Source organism: Modestobacter caceresii (genome assembly GCF_000761485.1).
Lineage (GTDB): Bacteria > Actinomycetota > Actinomycetes > Mycobacteriales > Geodermatophilaceae > Modestobacter > Modestobacter caceresii.
On record NZ_JPMX01000075.1, the window covers coordinates 54,987 to 69,104 of the forward strand.

At 74.7% G+C, this 14,118-nt stretch carries 15 protein-coding genes; 8 read left to right on the forward strand and 7 right to left on the reverse strand.

Going from position 1 to position 14,118, the window contains the following annotated elements; all coding sequences use genetic code 11:
- Positions 1 to 175 precede the first annotated feature (175 nt).
- Positions 176 to 1,615: a M1 family aminopeptidase gene (locus tag IN07_RS15325; RefSeq protein WP_036337038.1), complete on the forward strand. Its 1,440-nt coding sequence runs from the start codon at positions 176 to 178 to the stop codon at positions 1,613 to 1,615.
- Positions 1,616 to 1,627: 12 nt separating this feature from the next.
- Here IN07_RS15325 and IN07_RS15330 read toward each other — a convergent pair whose 3' ends face one another.
- From IN07_RS15330 to IN07_RS15345, 4 genes are all read right to left on the reverse strand, one after another.
- On the reverse strand, positions 1,628 to 1,960 hold the full coding sequence (locus IN07_RS15330; protein ID WP_052091313.1) for a TraR/DksA family transcriptional regulator: 333 nt from the start codon (positions 1,958 to 1,960) through the stop codon (positions 1,628 to 1,630).
- 44 nt (positions 1,961 to 2,004) lie between these two features.
- On the reverse strand, positions 2,005 to 2,628 hold the full coding sequence (locus tag IN07_RS15335) for a class I SAM-dependent methyltransferase (protein WP_036337039.1): 624 nt from the start codon (positions 2,626 to 2,628) through the stop codon (positions 2,005 to 2,007).
- Positions 2,625 to 3,899 (reverse strand): YibE/F family protein, encoded by a 1,275-nt coding sequence (locus IN07_RS15340; RefSeq protein ID WP_052091314.1) that lies wholly within the window; start codon positions 3,897 to 3,899, stop codon positions 2,625 to 2,627. The genes IN07_RS15335 and IN07_RS15340 overlap by 4 nt, the downstream gene beginning before the upstream one ends.
- A 100-nt stretch (positions 3,900 to 3,999) precedes the next feature.
- Positions 4,000 to 5,121 carry an amidohydrolase family protein gene (locus IN07_RS15345; RefSeq protein ID WP_036337040.1) on the reverse strand — a complete coding sequence of 374 codons (1,122 nt, stop codon included), beginning with the start codon at positions 5,119 to 5,121 and terminating at the stop codon, positions 4,000 to 4,002.
- A 72-nt stretch (positions 5,122 to 5,193) separates the two neighbouring features.
- Between IN07_RS15345 and IN07_RS15350 the strand changes: the two genes are divergently transcribed.
- A complete protein-coding gene (locus tag IN07_RS15350) occupies positions 5,194 to 6,081 on the forward strand; it encodes an oxidoreductase (RefSeq protein ID WP_036337041.1) in 888 nt (295 codons plus the stop codon).
- Here IN07_RS15350 and IN07_RS15355 read toward each other — a convergent pair.
- Complete coding sequence (locus tag IN07_RS15355) at positions 6,044 to 7,219, reverse strand: MFS transporter (RefSeq protein WP_231558404.1); 1,176 nt, start codon at positions 7,217 to 7,219, stop codon at positions 6,044 to 6,046. The two genes, IN07_RS15350 and IN07_RS15355, sit on opposite strands and share 38 nt — an antisense overlap.
- Before the next feature lie 24 nt (positions 7,220 to 7,243).
- Here IN07_RS15355 and IN07_RS15360 point away from each other — a divergent pair, with 24 nt between their 5' ends.
- The 6 genes from IN07_RS15360 to IN07_RS15385 all read left to right on the forward strand — a co-directional run bounded on the left by IN07_RS15360 (position 7,244) and on the right by IN07_RS15385 (position 12,058).
- Positions 7,244 to 7,849: a TetR/AcrR family transcriptional regulator gene (locus tag IN07_RS15360; RefSeq protein WP_036337042.1), complete on the forward strand. Its 606-nt coding sequence runs from the start codon at positions 7,244 to 7,246 to the stop codon at positions 7,847 to 7,849.
- 84 nt (positions 7,850 to 7,933) lie between these two features.
- The gene (locus IN07_RS15365) at positions 7,934 to 8,911 is read left to right on the forward strand and encodes a YihY/virulence factor BrkB family protein (RefSeq protein WP_036337043.1); all 978 of its coding nucleotides are present in this window, start codon (positions 7,934 to 7,936) and stop codon (positions 8,909 to 8,911) included.
- Positions 8,912 to 8,955: 44 nt separating this feature from the next.
- Positions 8,956 to 10,350 (forward strand): type I glutamate--ammonia ligase, encoded by a 1,395-nt coding sequence (locus tag IN07_RS15370; RefSeq protein ID WP_036337044.1) that lies wholly within the window; start codon positions 8,956 to 8,958, stop codon positions 10,348 to 10,350.
- A gap of 160 nt (positions 10,351 to 10,510) precedes the next feature.
- Positions 10,511 to 10,993 carry an Hsp20/alpha crystallin family protein gene (locus IN07_RS15375; RefSeq protein WP_036337251.1) on the forward strand — a complete coding sequence of 161 codons (483 nt, stop codon included), beginning with the start codon at positions 10,511 to 10,513 and terminating at the stop codon, positions 10,991 to 10,993.
- 93 nt (positions 10,994 to 11,086) lie between these two features.
- Positions 11,087 to 11,470: a helix-turn-helix domain-containing protein gene (locus tag IN07_RS15380; RefSeq protein WP_052091318.1), complete on the forward strand. Its 384-nt coding sequence runs from the start codon at positions 11,087 to 11,089 to the stop codon at positions 11,468 to 11,470.
- A 75-nt stretch (positions 11,471 to 11,545) separates the two neighbouring features.
- Complete coding sequence (locus IN07_RS15385) at positions 11,546 to 12,058, forward strand: hypothetical protein (RefSeq protein ID WP_036337045.1); 513 nt, start codon at positions 11,546 to 11,548, stop codon at positions 12,056 to 12,058.
- 111 nt (positions 12,059 to 12,169) lie between these two features.
- Here IN07_RS15385 and IN07_RS15390 read toward each other — a convergent pair whose 3' ends face one another.
- Positions 12,170 to 13,108 carry a quinone oxidoreductase family protein gene (locus IN07_RS15390; protein WP_036337046.1) on the reverse strand — a complete coding sequence of 313 codons (939 nt, stop codon included), beginning with the start codon at positions 13,106 to 13,108 and terminating at the stop codon, positions 12,170 to 12,172.
- A gap of 58 nt (positions 13,109 to 13,166) precedes the next feature.
- On the reverse strand, positions 13,167 to 14,117 hold the full coding sequence (locus IN07_RS15395) for a M56 family metallopeptidase (RefSeq protein WP_036337047.1): 951 nt from the start codon (positions 14,115 to 14,117) through the stop codon (positions 13,167 to 13,169).
- Between the last annotated feature and the right edge of the window lies 1 nt (position 14,118).

Sequence of the window (14,118 nt, forward strand, 5' to 3'; positions counted from 1 at the left end):
CGTAAGGTCACGCTCGGTTCACAGTTGACTCGTTCGTCACAGCAGCAACAGCAACCTCGGGAGTCGGGTACGCCTGCCGCCCGGCACTGCCGAGGACCGCGGGTTGGCCCGAGTTGCACAACCGAGAGAATGGGACGCGGCGGGAGGATCCCGTCGTCCATCTCGAAGGGCAGTGATGCGCGCGGGTCGTCGTCGGGCCGCGGCCGCCGCGCTCACCGGAGCCGTGCTGCTCGCCGGCTGTTCCACGAGCGACTCCCCCGACCCCGCGCCCCGGCCCACGTCCACCCCGGACGCCGCGGGCTGGCCCGAGCCCCGGGCCGACCGGCCGGTGGTCGACCTGCGCTTCGACGTCGCCGAGGACCTGGAGACGGTCTCCGGTGCGGAACGGGTGGTCTTCACCCCTGACCTCGACACCTGCGTGCTGGTCTTCCGCTCCTGGCCCAACAAGCCGGCCACCGCCCGGGCGGGCAGCGGGCTGACCGTGTCCGAGGTCCGGGTCGACGGCGAACCGGCCGAGGTGCGCGACGTCCCGGCCGGAGCCCCCGACAGCGCGCCCGCCGGCACGCTGCAGGAGGTGCCGCTGCCCGAGTGCGCGGAGCCCGGCGAGGAGATCACCGTCGAGCTCGAGTTCGAGGTCGAGCTCGGCCCCGACGTCAACGAGCGGGTGGGCACCGCCGGCGGCGTCGACGTCGCCTGGTTCGCCACCGCCTTCCCGTTGCTCGCCTGGGAGCGCGGGCGGGGGTGGGACCGCAGCCCCGCCGTCGCCGTCGCCGGCGAGATGACGGTGAGCGAGGACTTCGAGCTGGCCTCGCTGGAGGTGGTCGCGGACTCCCGGTACGAGGTGCTCGGCATCGGCGAGGCGGTCGGCACCTCCGACGGACCGGGCGACACCACGGTCCACGAGTTCACCGCCCCGTCCGTCCGGGACGTCGCGGTGACCGTCGGGGAGCTCGACGTGCAGTCGGCGGAGATCGGCGGCGTCCGGGTGCACGTGGGCCTGGACGAGGGGGTGGAGGAGGCGACCGCGGCTGAGTGGCTGGCCCGGCTCGAGGAGTCGATGGGCGCCCTCGTCGCGCTGCTCGGCCCCTTCCCCTACGACGACCTCTGGGTCTCGGTGCTGTCCAGCCAGACCAGCGGCATCGAGTTCCCCGGGGCGATCCAGTTCGGCGACGTCGACCCGGACTTCCGCCGGGCGCTGGTGACCCACGAACTCGCGCACATGTGGTTCTACGGCCTGGTCGGCAACAACCAGGCCGTGCACCCCTGGCTTGACGAGTCGTTCGCGACCTTCGCGCAGATGGTCGTCCACGGGGAGGGCTCGGCCAGCATGGCCGACCTGCCGGGGTCCCGCCGGCACGGCGTGGGCGAGCCGATCCAGTACTGGGAGCAGTTCCGGCGGCCCAGCTCCGCCTACTACGACACCGTCTACATCGTCGGCGGGACGACCCTGGCGGACGCCCGGACCCGGTTGGGCGTCGAGGCGTTCGACGCGGCGCTGCAGGAGTACCTGCGCGCGAACGCCTGGTCGATCGCCACCCCGGACGACGTCCAGGAGGCCTTCGCGGAGCTGCCCGAGGTGCTCACCGAGCTGGAGCGGGTCGGCGCGCTCCCCTGACCGGGCCCCGGGTCAGCGGGCGCAGGCGATGCAGGTGCGGGCCTGGGGGCGGGCAGCCAGCCGCTCCGGGGCGATCGGCTGCCCGCAGTCGGCGCACCGGCCGTAGTCCCCGGTCTCCGCGCGGGCCAGGGCGTCGTCGACGTCGGCCAGCCGACGGCGGGCCTGGTCCAGCAGCGCCACGACCTGCTGGCGCTCGAAGGCGATCGTCGCGCCCTCCGGGTCGTGCTCGTCGTCGGCGTTGGACGACCGGGACGCGGCCACGACCTCGTCGAACTCCCGGGTCAGCGCGTCGATCTGGGCGAGCGTCTCGGCCCGGGCGCGGACCAGCTCGTCGGTCACCGTCACGGCGCCATCGTCGCGCACCTCGGCCCCGTCAGGACGTGGCCCGGTCAGGACGACGTGCGCCGCAGCAGCCGCAGCGAACCGGTGCCGGGCAACTCGGTGAACTCCCCCGACCCCAGCACCCGCTGGTAGACCCCGAACGGCGCCTGCCCGCCGTCGGCCGGGTCCGGGAAGACGTCGTGGATCGCCAGCGTGCCGCCGACGGCGAGCTTCGCCACCCAGGCGTCCTGGTCACGGCGCGCGGACTCCTCGGTGTGGCTGCCGTCCAGGAACAGCAGCGCCAGCGGTGTCGACCACAGCGGCGCCAGCACCTCCGACCGGGCGACGACGGCGACCACGACGTCCTCCGCGCCGGCGGCGGCGATGGTGCGCCGGAAGCCGGGGAGGGTGTCGATCCGCCCGACCAGCGGGTCGACCAGCGACGGGTCGTGGTACTCCCAGCCGGGCTGGTGCTCCTCCGAGCCGCGGTGGTGGTCGACGGTGACCACCTGCCGGCCGGTCTCCCGGGCGGCGGCGGCCAGGTACAGCGCCGACTTGCCCAGCCAGCTGCCGACCTCCAGCAGCGGCCCGGGCACCTGCACCGCCCGTGCTGCGGCGTAGAGCGCCCGGCCCTCGTCCGGTGGCATGAACCCGGGTGCGACGGCCGCAGCGGCCAGCAGGTCGGTGGTCATCGGGCAGCTCCTCCGGTGCGGTCGGCCGGCAGCTCGGCGGTCGCGGGGGTCGCCGACGTCGCCGCGGCCGCCACCAGCGCGCCGATCAGCGTGGTCACCGGGACGGCGAGCACGAGCGCGATCCCGCCGACGAGCGTACGGACGACCTCCTCGCCCACCACCGAGCCGGTCAGCGTCGTCCAGAACGGGCGCTCGTAGATGTCGAACAGCAGCAGCAGCGGCAGCGCGGCGCCGGCATAGGCGAAGACGATCGTGTAGATCGTCGAGGCGATGTGGTCGCGGCCGATCGCCATGCCGCGCTGGAAGAGCTGCACCCAGCCCATCTCCGGCGAGACCTCGTGCAGCTGCCAGACGGCGGAGGCCTGGGTGATCGTGACGTCGTTGAGGATGCCCAGCCCGGCCACGACGAGGGCGGCCAGTACGAGGCCGGAGAAGTCCAGGGTCGGGTCGAACTGGAGCAGCTGCACGGCCTCCTCGTTGGCCAGCCCGGTGAGGTGCGCGGCGGCGACGGCGATCGTCCCGAGCACCGCGCTGAGCGCGAGCCCGAACAGGGTGCCCAGCAGCGCCGTCGTCGTCCGGGCGTTGAAGCCGTGCGCCAGGTACAGGACGACGTACATGATCGCCGAGGAGCCGACCAGGCTGACCCAGATCGGTGAGGACCCGGCCAGCAGACCGGGCAGCATGAACTGCAGCAGGATGAAGAACGCGAACACCAGGCCGAGCAGGGCGAGCAGCCCGCGCAGCCGGGCCACCGCCCCGACCACCAGGGTGAACGCCAGCGCCAGCGTGATGATCGGGGTGCTGCGCGGGAAGTCCTGGAACTGGTACGTGACCTGCCCGCTGTCGATCCCCGGATCGCGGTTGAGCACCAGCTCGTCGCCCACCTCGATGCCCTCGGCCACCACCTCCGACGACAGCTCGACCTGCACGTAGTCACCGGAGCTCTCGCCCTCGGCGACGACCAGGACCGCTCGGGCGCAGACCTGCGCGGGCGCGTTGCCGGTCGCCGCGGCGCACTCGTAGGTCTCCAGCGAGGCGATGGTCGCCTCCGGGTAGGTCGTGCCCGGCGGTTGGAACGACTCCGCCGCCCGCTGCGCCGCGGTCTGCTCGCCGCTGGGCCACAGCACCAGCAGGCCGACCAGCGTGGCGATGCCCACCGGCACCAGCACGAGCAGCATCAGCCGGACGGCGGTGCGGCGACGTGCGACCGCGGCCGGGTCGGGTGGGCGGACCTCGCCCTCGGGTCCGTGGACGTGGGAGTGGGCCGACACCCGGACAGGCTAGGTGGCCGGTCGGCCGATCCCCGGCCGGACGGGCGGACGGCGTCGCACCCGCCCCTCGCCTCCCGGGCGTCCCCCGCGGCGCCGCAGATCAGCCGAGCCGGTAGGCGCGCTCGGCGTTGCCGGCGCCGATGAGACCGGCGATCCGGACGGCGTCGGCCGTCGTCCAGGCGTCCTCGGCGACCCCCTCGGCCAGGTACCGGCCCAGCCCACGGCGGAACAGCAGCGTGCCCAGCAGGTAGAGCTCGGCCAGGCCGAAGGCGTCGGAGGAGAACAGCACCTTGCCGAACGGCGCCAGCTCGAGCAGCTCGCGCAGCACCGCCCCCGACCGGTGCCCGACGTTGTGGGTGGCCAGGCCGACGTCGACGAAGACGTGGCCGAACACCTGGGCGAGGAAGCCGGCGTGCCGGTGGAACGGGTAGTTGTGCAGCAGCATCACCGGCACCCCGGCGGGCTCGGTGGCCCGCAGCAGGTCGGTCAGCAGGAGCGGGTCGCAGCGGTGCAGGTCGACGTCGGCGTCGCCGTACCCGACGTGGAACTGCACCGGCATCCCCAGCTCGATGCCGGACCAGACCAGGAACCGGTGCAGCACCGGGTCGGCGACCCGGATGGGGCCGCCCCCGGCCAGCAGCCGGTCGGCGGCCCGCGCCACCTCGGCGTCGTCCGGGCGGGTGCCCTCCAGGGCCAGCCCGACCCGGTAGGCGGCGATCGACTTCACCCCGGCGGCCCCGGCGGTGCGGGCGGCCAGCCGGGTGCGGAACCGCTCGGGGAAGTCCCCGGCTGCGCCCTCGGCGAGCACCTCCTCGGCGAGCGCCTCCAGCCGCACGATCTCCCGTGCCCGCCCGCCGGCCAGGGAGGCCAGCTCGGCCGGGGAGGTGATCGGCTCGGGCAGGTACCCGGTGTCCACCAGGAAGGTGCCGGTGCCGGTCGCTGCGAGCATCCGGCGGTTCACCTCGTCGGCGCCGAGCTCGGCCCGGCGGTCGAGGTACTGCCCGGCCGGGGCGTGCGCGGGCAGGTCGAGCACCGGTGGGCACCACCGGCGGACGGCGAGACCGACCTGCGAGTCGAAGAGCGAGCCACCGAGCGCGCTGGGCCCGGCCGCCTCGGTCAGCATCGACTCGAACCCGGCCCGGGTCAGGTCCCGGCGGACCAGGCCGTGGCAGTGGTGGTCGACCAGCGGCAGGTCGGCCAGGTCGGGGTCCAGGTCGCTCACCGGGCCAGTCTGGCTCGCCGGGCCGGCCCGGCGCCGCCTGCCTGGCGCCGGGGCCCTGCCTACAGTCGGTGGATGGCCTCCTGGAGCACCGCCGACGTCCCCGCGCAGTCCGGCCGCACCGTCGTGGTGACCGGCGCGAACAGCGGCCTGGGCCTGGAGACCGCGCGCGCCCTGGCCGTGGCCGGCGCCCGCGTCGTGCTGGCCGTGCGGGACACCGCCCGCGGCACCCAGGCTGCGGCCAACCTGCCGGGTGAGGTGGAGGTGCGCCGGCTCGACCTGGCCGACCTCGCCTCGGTGCGTGAGTTCGCCGCGGGGTGGACCGGCGACCTCGACGTCCTGGTCAACAACGCCGGGATCATGCACGTGCCGGCCGGGCGCACCGCCGACGGCTTCGAGCTGCAGTTCGGGACCAACCACCTCGGCCACTTCGCGCTGACCGACCTGCTGCTGCCGCACGTGACCGACCGGGTGGTCACGGTCTCCTCGATGCTGCACCGGTCCGGGGAGATCGTGCTCGACGACCTCAACTGGGAGCGCCGGACGTACTCGGCCACCGGCGCCTACGGGCAGTCCAAGCTGGCGAACCTGCTGTTCACCCTGGAGCTGCAGCGCCGGCTGACCGCGGCGGGCTCGACGGTGCGCGCCCTCGCGGCACACCCTGGCTGGGCGGCCACCAACCTGCAGGGCCGCACGGGGAACCGGGTGAAGGACGCCGCGATGGCGGTGGCCAACCGCGCGCTGGCCACCAGCGCCCAGCAGGGCGCGCTGCCCACCCTCTTCGCCGCCGTCGCCGACCTGCCGGGTGGGAGCTTCGCCGGGCCGGACGGCACCACCATGCGCGGTGCGCCGACGCTGGCCGGCCGGAGCCCCGCCGCCTCGGACCCGGTGATGGCCGGCCGGCTGTGGGCTGCGTCCGCCCAGCTCACCGGCGTCGACTCCCCGGCCCAGCCGCCGGCCTGAGCACCGCCGGTTCCGCGGCCGGCGCCGCCGCGAGGACGAGGGCCGCGGCCACCACGAACGCCGTCCGGGTGCTCGTCGCGTCCGCGACCGCGCCGAGCACCAGGGCACCGGCCGCCTGGCCCACGGTGAGCCCGATGAACAACACCGCCGCCGCCTGCGGCGCTGCGGCGGGGAGCCGGTGGCCACCCCAGACGATGAGCACGCCGCTGAGTGCCACGAAGGCGGCACCGAAGCCGGCCAGCGCGAGCGCCGCGACGGCGGGCGAACCGGGCAGGACGGCGAGCGCCAGGGTGGCGGCCGCCGCGGTCCCGGCCGAGCACGCCCAGGCCCGGCGCAGCCCGACCCGCAGCACCAGGTCGCCGCTGAGCCCACCGATCAGGCCGGCACCGCCGAGCACGCACCAGAGCAGCCCGGTGGTGCCGGCGGACAGCCCGCCGGCGACGGTCATCAGGTCCCGCCCGAAGGTCCACACGGCGGCGCAGCCCGCCCCCGCCAGTCCGGCGGCGACCAGGGGCCGGACGAGGTCGCGCAGCGGCGCCTCGGGGCGGGCCTCCGGGACGGGGGGCCAGCGGCTGTTCCGGTCGGCCCACGCGGTGACCAGCACGGCCACCAGGGCGAACCCGGCCCACGCCGCCCGCCACGCGTCCGGCACGGCGAGCACGAGCAGCCCGCCGACGACGACGCCGGCTCCCGTGCCGCTGTTGACCAGCGCCTGGGCCCGCGGCTGCACCTCCGGCCGCAGGGTCGAGGCCACGGCCGCCACCAATGCCGGGCTGGCCGCCCCGGCTCCGCTGCCCGCGACGAGCGCCCCGACCGCCAGGGCCGGGACCGACCAGGCGGCAGCCACGAGCAGCGAGCCCAGGGCAGCGGTCCCGCCGGCCAGCCACAGTGCCTGTCGTGCCCGGGCGCGCCCGGCCAGTCGCTGGCTGGCGTGGGCGGCGAGGCAGTACGCCAGATAGCTGGCCGCCGCGATGGCCCCCGCGGTGCCCGGGGACAACCCGAAGGCGGCACGGAACTGCGGCAGGTAGAGGCCGAAGCCGTAGCGGGCCAGCCCGTAGGTGACGGCGATGACCGCCAGCCCGGGCACGACCAGGGCGGCCGACCGGTACTCCGACGGCAACTGTAACGATCGTTTCATCATAACGAGCGTTACAGTAGGCCCATGACCCCACGCTCCGCGACCCAGCCGGCTCGCGAGCGGCTGCTCACCGCCGCCGGCGAGCTCTTCTACGAGTCCGGCATCGCCGCGACCGGGGTCGACGCGGTGCTCGCCCGCGCAGGGGTCGCCCCGGCGACGATGTACGCGCACTTCGCCGGGAAGGACGGGCTGGTGGCGGCCTACCTGGAGCAGCGGTACGAGGTGTGGCGCCGGACCTGGGACGAGGTGCTCGCCGAGCGCACCGACCCGGTCGACCGGCTGCTGTCGCTCTTCGACGCCGTGACCCGGTACCGCGAACGCGAGGGCAGCAGGCGCGGGTGCGGCTTCCTCGCCGCGGCCACCGAACTACCGGCCGACCACCCGGGCCAGGCGTGGCTGCAGGCGGACTCCCGGCTGCTGACCGACCGGCTGCGGGAGTTCGCCGTCGCCGCCGGTCTGGCCGACCCGGACGAGGCCGCCGCCACCCTGCTGCTCTGCTACGACGGCGCCCTGGCCCGCTCGGCGCGGGAGTGGACGACCCCGGAGCTCCACTCGGGAGACCCGGTCCAGCGAGCCCGCGAGTTCGCCGCCGCCTGGCTCGCGATGCGCGGGCACACGCCGACTGCCTGAGCCACGCCGCCACCTCGTGGCCCGGCTGCAGGCACGGCCGACTTCGCGTGGTGCGCAACCGGGATGCCGTGGTGCACTGCCGCGGTGTCCGTTGTCGAGAAGCTCGACCGGCTGCAGCGCCGGCGCCGCGCGGCTGGGTTCCCCATCGCCGTCGTCTACAAGTACGTCGACGACTCCGGCCCCTACCTCGCCGCGCTGATCACCTACTACGCCTTCGTCTCGCTGTTCCCCCTGCTGCTGCTGTTCTCGACCATCCTGAGCAACGTCCTGGTGAACGACCCGGAGCTGCAGCAGCGGCTGCTCGAGTCGGCGGTGAGCCAGCTTCCCGTGGTCGGCCAGCAGATCGGTGAGCCGCGGGGCCTCAGCGGTGGCGTCCTCGGCGTGGTCGTCGGCATCCTGGGCTCGCTGTACGGGGCCCTCGGCGTCGCCCAGGCGATCCAGTACGCGATGAACACGGCCTGGGCGGTGCCGCGCAACAGCCGGCCGAACCCGTTCCTGGCCCGCGGCCTCAGCCTGCTGCTGGTCGCCACCGCCGGGCTCGCCGTCATCGGGACGACGGCGTTGGCGACCTTCACCGCCGGCCACGCCGGCTCGCTGGGCGGGGCGTCCCGGGTCCTCACCGTCATCGGGTCGGTGGCGATCAACGCCGCCGTCTTCGTCTTCGCCTTCCGGCTGGCCACCGCCCGACCCCTGACGACCCGCCAGGTGCTCCCGGGGGCGCTCATCGCCGCGGTGCTGTGGCAGTTGCTGCAGACCTTCGGCGTCACCTACGTCAGCCGGGTCATGACCACGGCGAGCGCCACCAACGGCGTCTTCGCCCTGGTGCTCGGCCTGCTGGCGTTCCTGTACCTGGCCGCGGTGGTCGGCGTGCTGTGCGTGGAGATCAACGCGGTGCGGGTCAACCGGCTGTGGCCGCGGGCGCTGCTCACCCCGTTCACCGACGCCGTCGACCTCACCCCCGGCGACCGGCGCAGCTACACCGGCATGGCCAAGGCCCAGCGGACCAAGGGCTTCGAGACGGTGCACGTCTCCTTCGACCCACCCGACCGCAGCACGGACTGAACACCGCACGGACCGAACGCGACCCGACCGACGCCGGAGGGCACATGGAACTGCACGAGCGGGACGAGCGACGGGCCGCGGCCGAGGCGGTGCTGGACGACCTGGCGAGTGCGGGGGTGGTCGGCGTCGTCCTGCCCTGGGTCGACACCAGCGGCATCACCCGGATGAAGTCCGTGCCGCTGGCCAGGCTGCCCAGCGCCGCCCAGTGGGGCGCGGGCATGAGCCCGGTCTTCGACGGCTTCCTGGTCGACGACTCCATCGTCGCGGGCACCCACGCCGGCAGTGCGATCGGCGACCTGCGGCTGCACCCCGACCTGTCCGGACTCCGGGTGCTGGCCGCTCAGGACGGCTGGGCGTGGGCGCCGGTCGACCGGTACACGCAGGACGGCGCACCGCACGTGCAGTGCTCGCGCTCGCTGCTGCGCCGACTGGTCGGTGAGCTCGCCGAGGAGGGGCTGAGCGTGAGGGCCGCCATCGAGGTCGAGTGGGCGCTCGGCGAGGGCGCGGGGCCAGCTGGCTCCGACCCGCGCACCTTCCGGCCGGCGCTCGCCGGGCCGGCCTACGGCATGACCCGGCACATCGAGGTCTCCGACTACGCGCGGGACCTGCTGGAGGCACTGGACGCCCAAGGGGTCGCGGTCGACCAGTTCCACCCGGAGTACGCCGCCGGCCAACTGGAGGTGTCGGTGGGCGCGCAGGACCCGGTCGCCGCCGCCGACACCTCGCTCCTGGTGCGCACCACCATCCAGGCGGTCAGCATCGCGCACGGGCTGCGCGCCTCCTTCTCCCCCAAGGTCACCGCCGACGGGGTGGGCAACGGCGGCCACGTGCACCTGTCGCTGTGGCGCGGGACGGAGAACCTGATGAACGGCGGGCCCGGGACCTTCGGGCTGACCGAGGACGGCGAGGGGTTCACCGCCGGACTGCTCGCCCACCTGCCCGCGCTGCTCGCCGTCGGCTGCCCGAGCGTCGCCTCCTACCTGCGCCTGGTGCCCTCGCACTGGGCCGGCGCCTACGCCGTGTGGGGTCTGGAGAACCGGGAGGCCGCCGTCCGCTTCGTCACCGGGCCGAGCGGCAACCGACAGGCCGCGGCCAACGTCGAGGTCAAGTGCGTCGACGGCGCGGCCAACCCGTACCTGCTGCTGGCCGGGTTGCTCGCCGCCGGCCAGGCGGGGCTGCGGGCCGGCTGCGTCCTCCCCGACCCGGTCGCCATCGACCCCGGCACGCTCACCGAGGAGGGACGCCGGGAGGCCGGGATCGTCGCGCTGCCGACCTCGCTGGAGGAGGCGGTGACCGCGTTCGAGCGGGACGACGTGCTCCTCACCGCCTTCGGGCCGGAGGTGGCGACCACGATCGCCGAGGTCCGGCGAGGGGAGATCACCCTGTTCGAGGGGACGTCACCGGAGGAGCTCACGGCAGCGGTCCGCTGGCGGTACTGAGCCGGGGACGATCCTGCATCGCCCACTATAAGATTTCTGCCCTGGCGGTGTTTACTTCCATGCGCGACGGAGGTAATCTCCAGTCGTCGCTGGAAATCCACCCCGCGGCCACGACATCAGAACATCGGATCTGCACGACATCCGGAGGTACGCAGCCATGATGCTGACTTCCTACGACCCCTTCGCCGCGACGTCCGCCGCCGTCCGCGCGCTGGACCAGCTGACCGGCCGATCCGGCACGACCACCGCCCGCCCGCTGGCCGGCATGCCGATGGACGCCTACCGGGTGGGCGACAACTTCGTCGCCCACCTCGACCTGCCCGGCGTGGACCCCGGCTCGATCGACCTGTCGGTCGAGGGCACCACCCTGACGATCAGCGCCGAGCGCTCGGTGCCGCAGATCGAGGGCGCCCAGTGGCAGGTGGCCGAGCGTCCGTTCGGCAGCTACACCCGGCAGCTGGTGCTCGGCCGCAGCCTGGACACCGACCGGCTCCAGGCGAGCTACCACGACGGCGTGCTGACGGTGAGCATCCCGGTCGCCGAGCGGGCCAAGGCCCGCAAGATCACTGTGACCCGGGCGGACACCCCGGCCGCGGTGCAGGGCCACACCATCGAGGGCGAACAGCCCGCCGTCGAGAGCTGATCGACACTCCGCCCACGTCGACAGCTGATCGACAGCAACCCGGGAGGGGCGGGACCCAGCGGTCCCGCCCCTCCGTCGTCTTCCGGAGGACGTATGAGCACCGACCCGCTCCAGCCCCTGGACGACCCCGACCACCCGGTGCTCACCATGAGCCAGGCGGCCGACCTGCTCGGCGTCCAGGCGGCCTTCCTGCGCAGCCTGGACTCCTCCGGCGTGCTGCACCCGCACCGCTCCCCCGGCGGGCACCGCCGCTACTCCCGACACCAACTCCGGCTGGCCGCCCGGGTGCGGGTGCTGCTGGACGACGGCCACCTGCTCGGCTCGGCCCAGGTCATCGTGCAGCTGCAGGACGACCTGGCCGAGGCCGTGGCCGACGCCGCGCACGCCCGCGACGAACGGGACGCCGCCCGGGTCGAGCGGGACGCCGCCCGCGGACGAGCACCGACTGCGCAGCCGCCGACGACTGGCGCACGCTGACCGATCGAGCACACAGCCGACTGTCAGACTCGTCACGTTCCGTGTCGATCATGGGGTGCGGGGTAACGGAACGTCATGGCAACAACTGATTCGAACAACTCTGCCCATGGCCGCACGCTCGAGCAGACCCGTCGGGCGAACACCACGGGCGCGCACGTCGCCACCGCCGGCGTCGTCGTCTTCCTGATCGCCACGTTCCTGGACTGGGTGTCCACCGAGGGCGACCAGAGCACCTCCGGGTCCGGCTACGAGACCGACACCACGATCCCGCTCGTCGCGTTCCTGGGCATCGGCCTGGTCGTCGGACTGCAGTACGCCGCCTCCCGCGCCCGCGGTCGCCAGCACCGGGGCCTGTCGCTGACCGCCATGGCCGTCGGCATCACCGCCGTCCTGCTGTCGCTGAGCTACATCATCGACGCACCGGGCGCCTTCGAGCGCGGCGGTGACCTCTCCACCGAGCTCGGTGCCTGGATCGGCCTGCTCGGTGGCATCGTCTGGTCCATCGGTGCCGGCCTGCTGGCCAAGGAGCCCGAGGGCGACGACGACTGGGACGACGCCGTCACCACCGGGGCGCGCTCCGCTCGCTGACCCACCCCGTGCGGCCCGACCGGCCGCGCACGTGGTCCCCGACGGGCACCCGTTCCCAGGCACACTGCCTGCGAACGAGTGCCCGTTCGGCGTCTCCGGGCACCACCCGCGTCAGAGTTCGAGCACCAGCTTGCGGTGGGCGAACGAGGTCTGCCGCTGCCAGACCTCGGCCACGTCGGCCAACGGTGCCCGCTCGACCTCCACGGCGATCCGCCCGTCGGCGGCGTGCCCGGTGAGCTCGGCCCAGCCCCGGGCGACGACGTCCTGCGGCACGTGCCGGGTCGTGTAGCCGAGCAGGTCGACCATCGCCTCCCGGAAGCCCCCCGCGACCACCTCAGCCGCCGGCGCCGCCGAGTGCCCGATCTGCACGTGCCGCATCCCCATCCGGGCAGCCGCCATGGCGGCCAGCGCCGGCTGACCCCACACCGGGTCGATGGTCACGTCGACCCCACCGCCGGCCGCGTCCCGGATCCGCTCGCCGAGCGCGGCGGTGGACTCCTCGCCGGTGAGCTCGACGGTGGCGTCCGCACCCAGGTCGGTCAGCCGCCGGAGCGACTCGGCGTCCCGGGCAGCCGCGACCACCCGGCCGGCACCGAGCACCTTCGCCGCCTGGACGGCGATCGTGCCGAGCACCCCGCTGGCCCCCAGCACGAGCACCGTCTCCCCGGGCTGCAGCCTGGCCCGCCACTGCAGCGGCAGCCAGGCCGCCAGCCCGGCGATGCCGAGAGCGACCGCGAGCCCGTCGTCGAGCCCCTCGGGCACGTCGAACAGCGAGTCGGCCGGCACCAGCGTGCGCTGCGCCATCGAGCCGAACGGCGCGACGCAGCCGTTGAAGTACACCCGCCGGCCCTCGACCGTGCCGACGCCCTCGCGCCCGGCGACCGACGGGAACGGCGGCTTGGTGACGAAGGCGCCGGCGGCGATGGCGACGTCGACCGGGTTGACCCCGGCGACCCAGACGTCCACCACGACCTGCCCGGGGCCGGCGGCGGGCTCGTCGAAAGAGGCGAAGGTGGGAGTGCCGGGCTCGGTGAGCACTGCTGCGTCCATCGGGCTGACGCTAGGCGAGCGGAGGCCGCTGCGCGCTCCAGCTCAGAGGCGCTCCGGCTCAGAGCAGAGCGGGGAGCAGCAACAGCAGGGTGGGCACGAGGAGCAGCGCGACCGCGCTGGTGAGTGCGGCCCAGCGGGCCCGGGCGGGCAGCGGGTCCGGCGGAGCGAGCAGCCGGCGGACCCGGACGGCGACCGGTCCCCCGGTGACCGCGAGCGCCCCCTCCGGCACCTGGCCCCCTGCCCCACCGGCGGCGGCCACGATCGCGACGGCGAGGGTCCGCCGCGGGTCCGGCCCGGTGAGCGACCGCAGGGCGACGTCGTCGGCGCGCATCTCGACCAGGTCGCGCACCCCGTCGTGCGCCCGTCCGGCCGCCGGCAGCACCGGCAGCGCCGCCCGCCAGGCGACGAAGGGCAGCAGCAGCAGGTGGTGGTGCTCGCGCAGGTGCGCCCGTTCGTGGGCGACGACGGCGTCCAGCTGGGCGCCGTCCAGCTCGGCCACCATCCCGGAGGAGAGCACCAACAACGGCCGCGCCCCGGGGATGCAGAACGCCACCGGCGCGGGGTGGTCGAGCAGCAGCGTCTCCCCCACCGACGTCCGGTCCGCCGAGACGCTGTCGGGCCGGACGAGCAGCTCCAGCAGCGCGCGGTGCCGCCGCCGGGTGCGCGCGGTGCGGACGCCGGAGAGCGCCAGCACCCCCAGCAGCTCCAGCGCCAGCACCGCAGCGAGGGTCTGAGCGACCCAGTGGTCACCGCGCACCGGCTCGGCGCTGGGCTGCCTGGTCACCCAGTGCCACCACGCCTCGGGCAGCGAGTGCCCCCAGGGCGCGAGCCCGTGCACCAGCAGGGCACCGATGATCGCCAGGCCCCCGGCGAGGCCGATCGCCTGCCAGCAGACCAGGGCCGCGAGCGGGTCGCGCCGCGGCCAGCGCGCCCGGGCCAGCGCCGCGGGCACCGGCCAGGCCAGGAGTGCGGCGAGGACGCCGAGGGCCAGAGCGGTGGCCGGGAGCACG

Bases quoted from the DNA above. Each gene is read 5' to 3' on its own strand.
- IN07_RS15325 (WP_036337038.1), top strand. From the start codon at position 176: ATGCGCGCGGGTCGTCGTCGGGCCGCGGCCGCCGCGCTCACCGGAGCC.
- IN07_RS15335 (WP_036337039.1), bottom strand. From the start codon at position 2,628: ATGACCACCGACCTGCTGGCCGCTGCGGCCGTCGCACCCGGGTTCATG.
- IN07_RS15350 (WP_036337041.1), top strand. From the start codon at position 5,194: ATGGCCTCCTGGAGCACCGCCGACGTCCCCGCGCAGTCCGGCCGCACC.
- IN07_RS15355 (WP_231558404.1), bottom strand. From the start codon at position 7,219: ATGAAACGATCGTTACAGTTGCCGTCGGAGTACCGGTCGGCCGCCCTG.
- IN07_RS15360 (WP_036337042.1), top strand. From the start codon at position 7,244: ATGACCCCACGCTCCGCGACCCAGCCGGCTCGCGAGCGGCTGCTCACC.
- IN07_RS15370 (WP_036337044.1), top strand. From the start codon at position 8,956: ATGGAACTGCACGAGCGGGACGAGCGACGGGCCGCGGCCGAGGCGGTG.
- IN07_RS15375 (WP_036337251.1), top strand. From the start codon at position 10,511: ATGCTGACTTCCTACGACCCCTTCGCCGCGACGTCCGCCGCCGTCCGC.
- IN07_RS15380 (WP_052091318.1), top strand. From the start codon at position 11,087: ATGAGCACCGACCCGCTCCAGCCCCTGGACGACCCCGACCACCCGGTG.
- IN07_RS15385 (WP_036337045.1), top strand. From the start codon at position 11,546: ATGGCAACAACTGATTCGAACAACTCTGCCCATGGCCGCACGCTCGAG.
- IN07_RS15390 (WP_036337046.1), bottom strand. From the start codon at position 13,108: ATGGACGCAGCAGTGCTCACCGAGCCCGGCACTCCCACCTTCGCCTCT.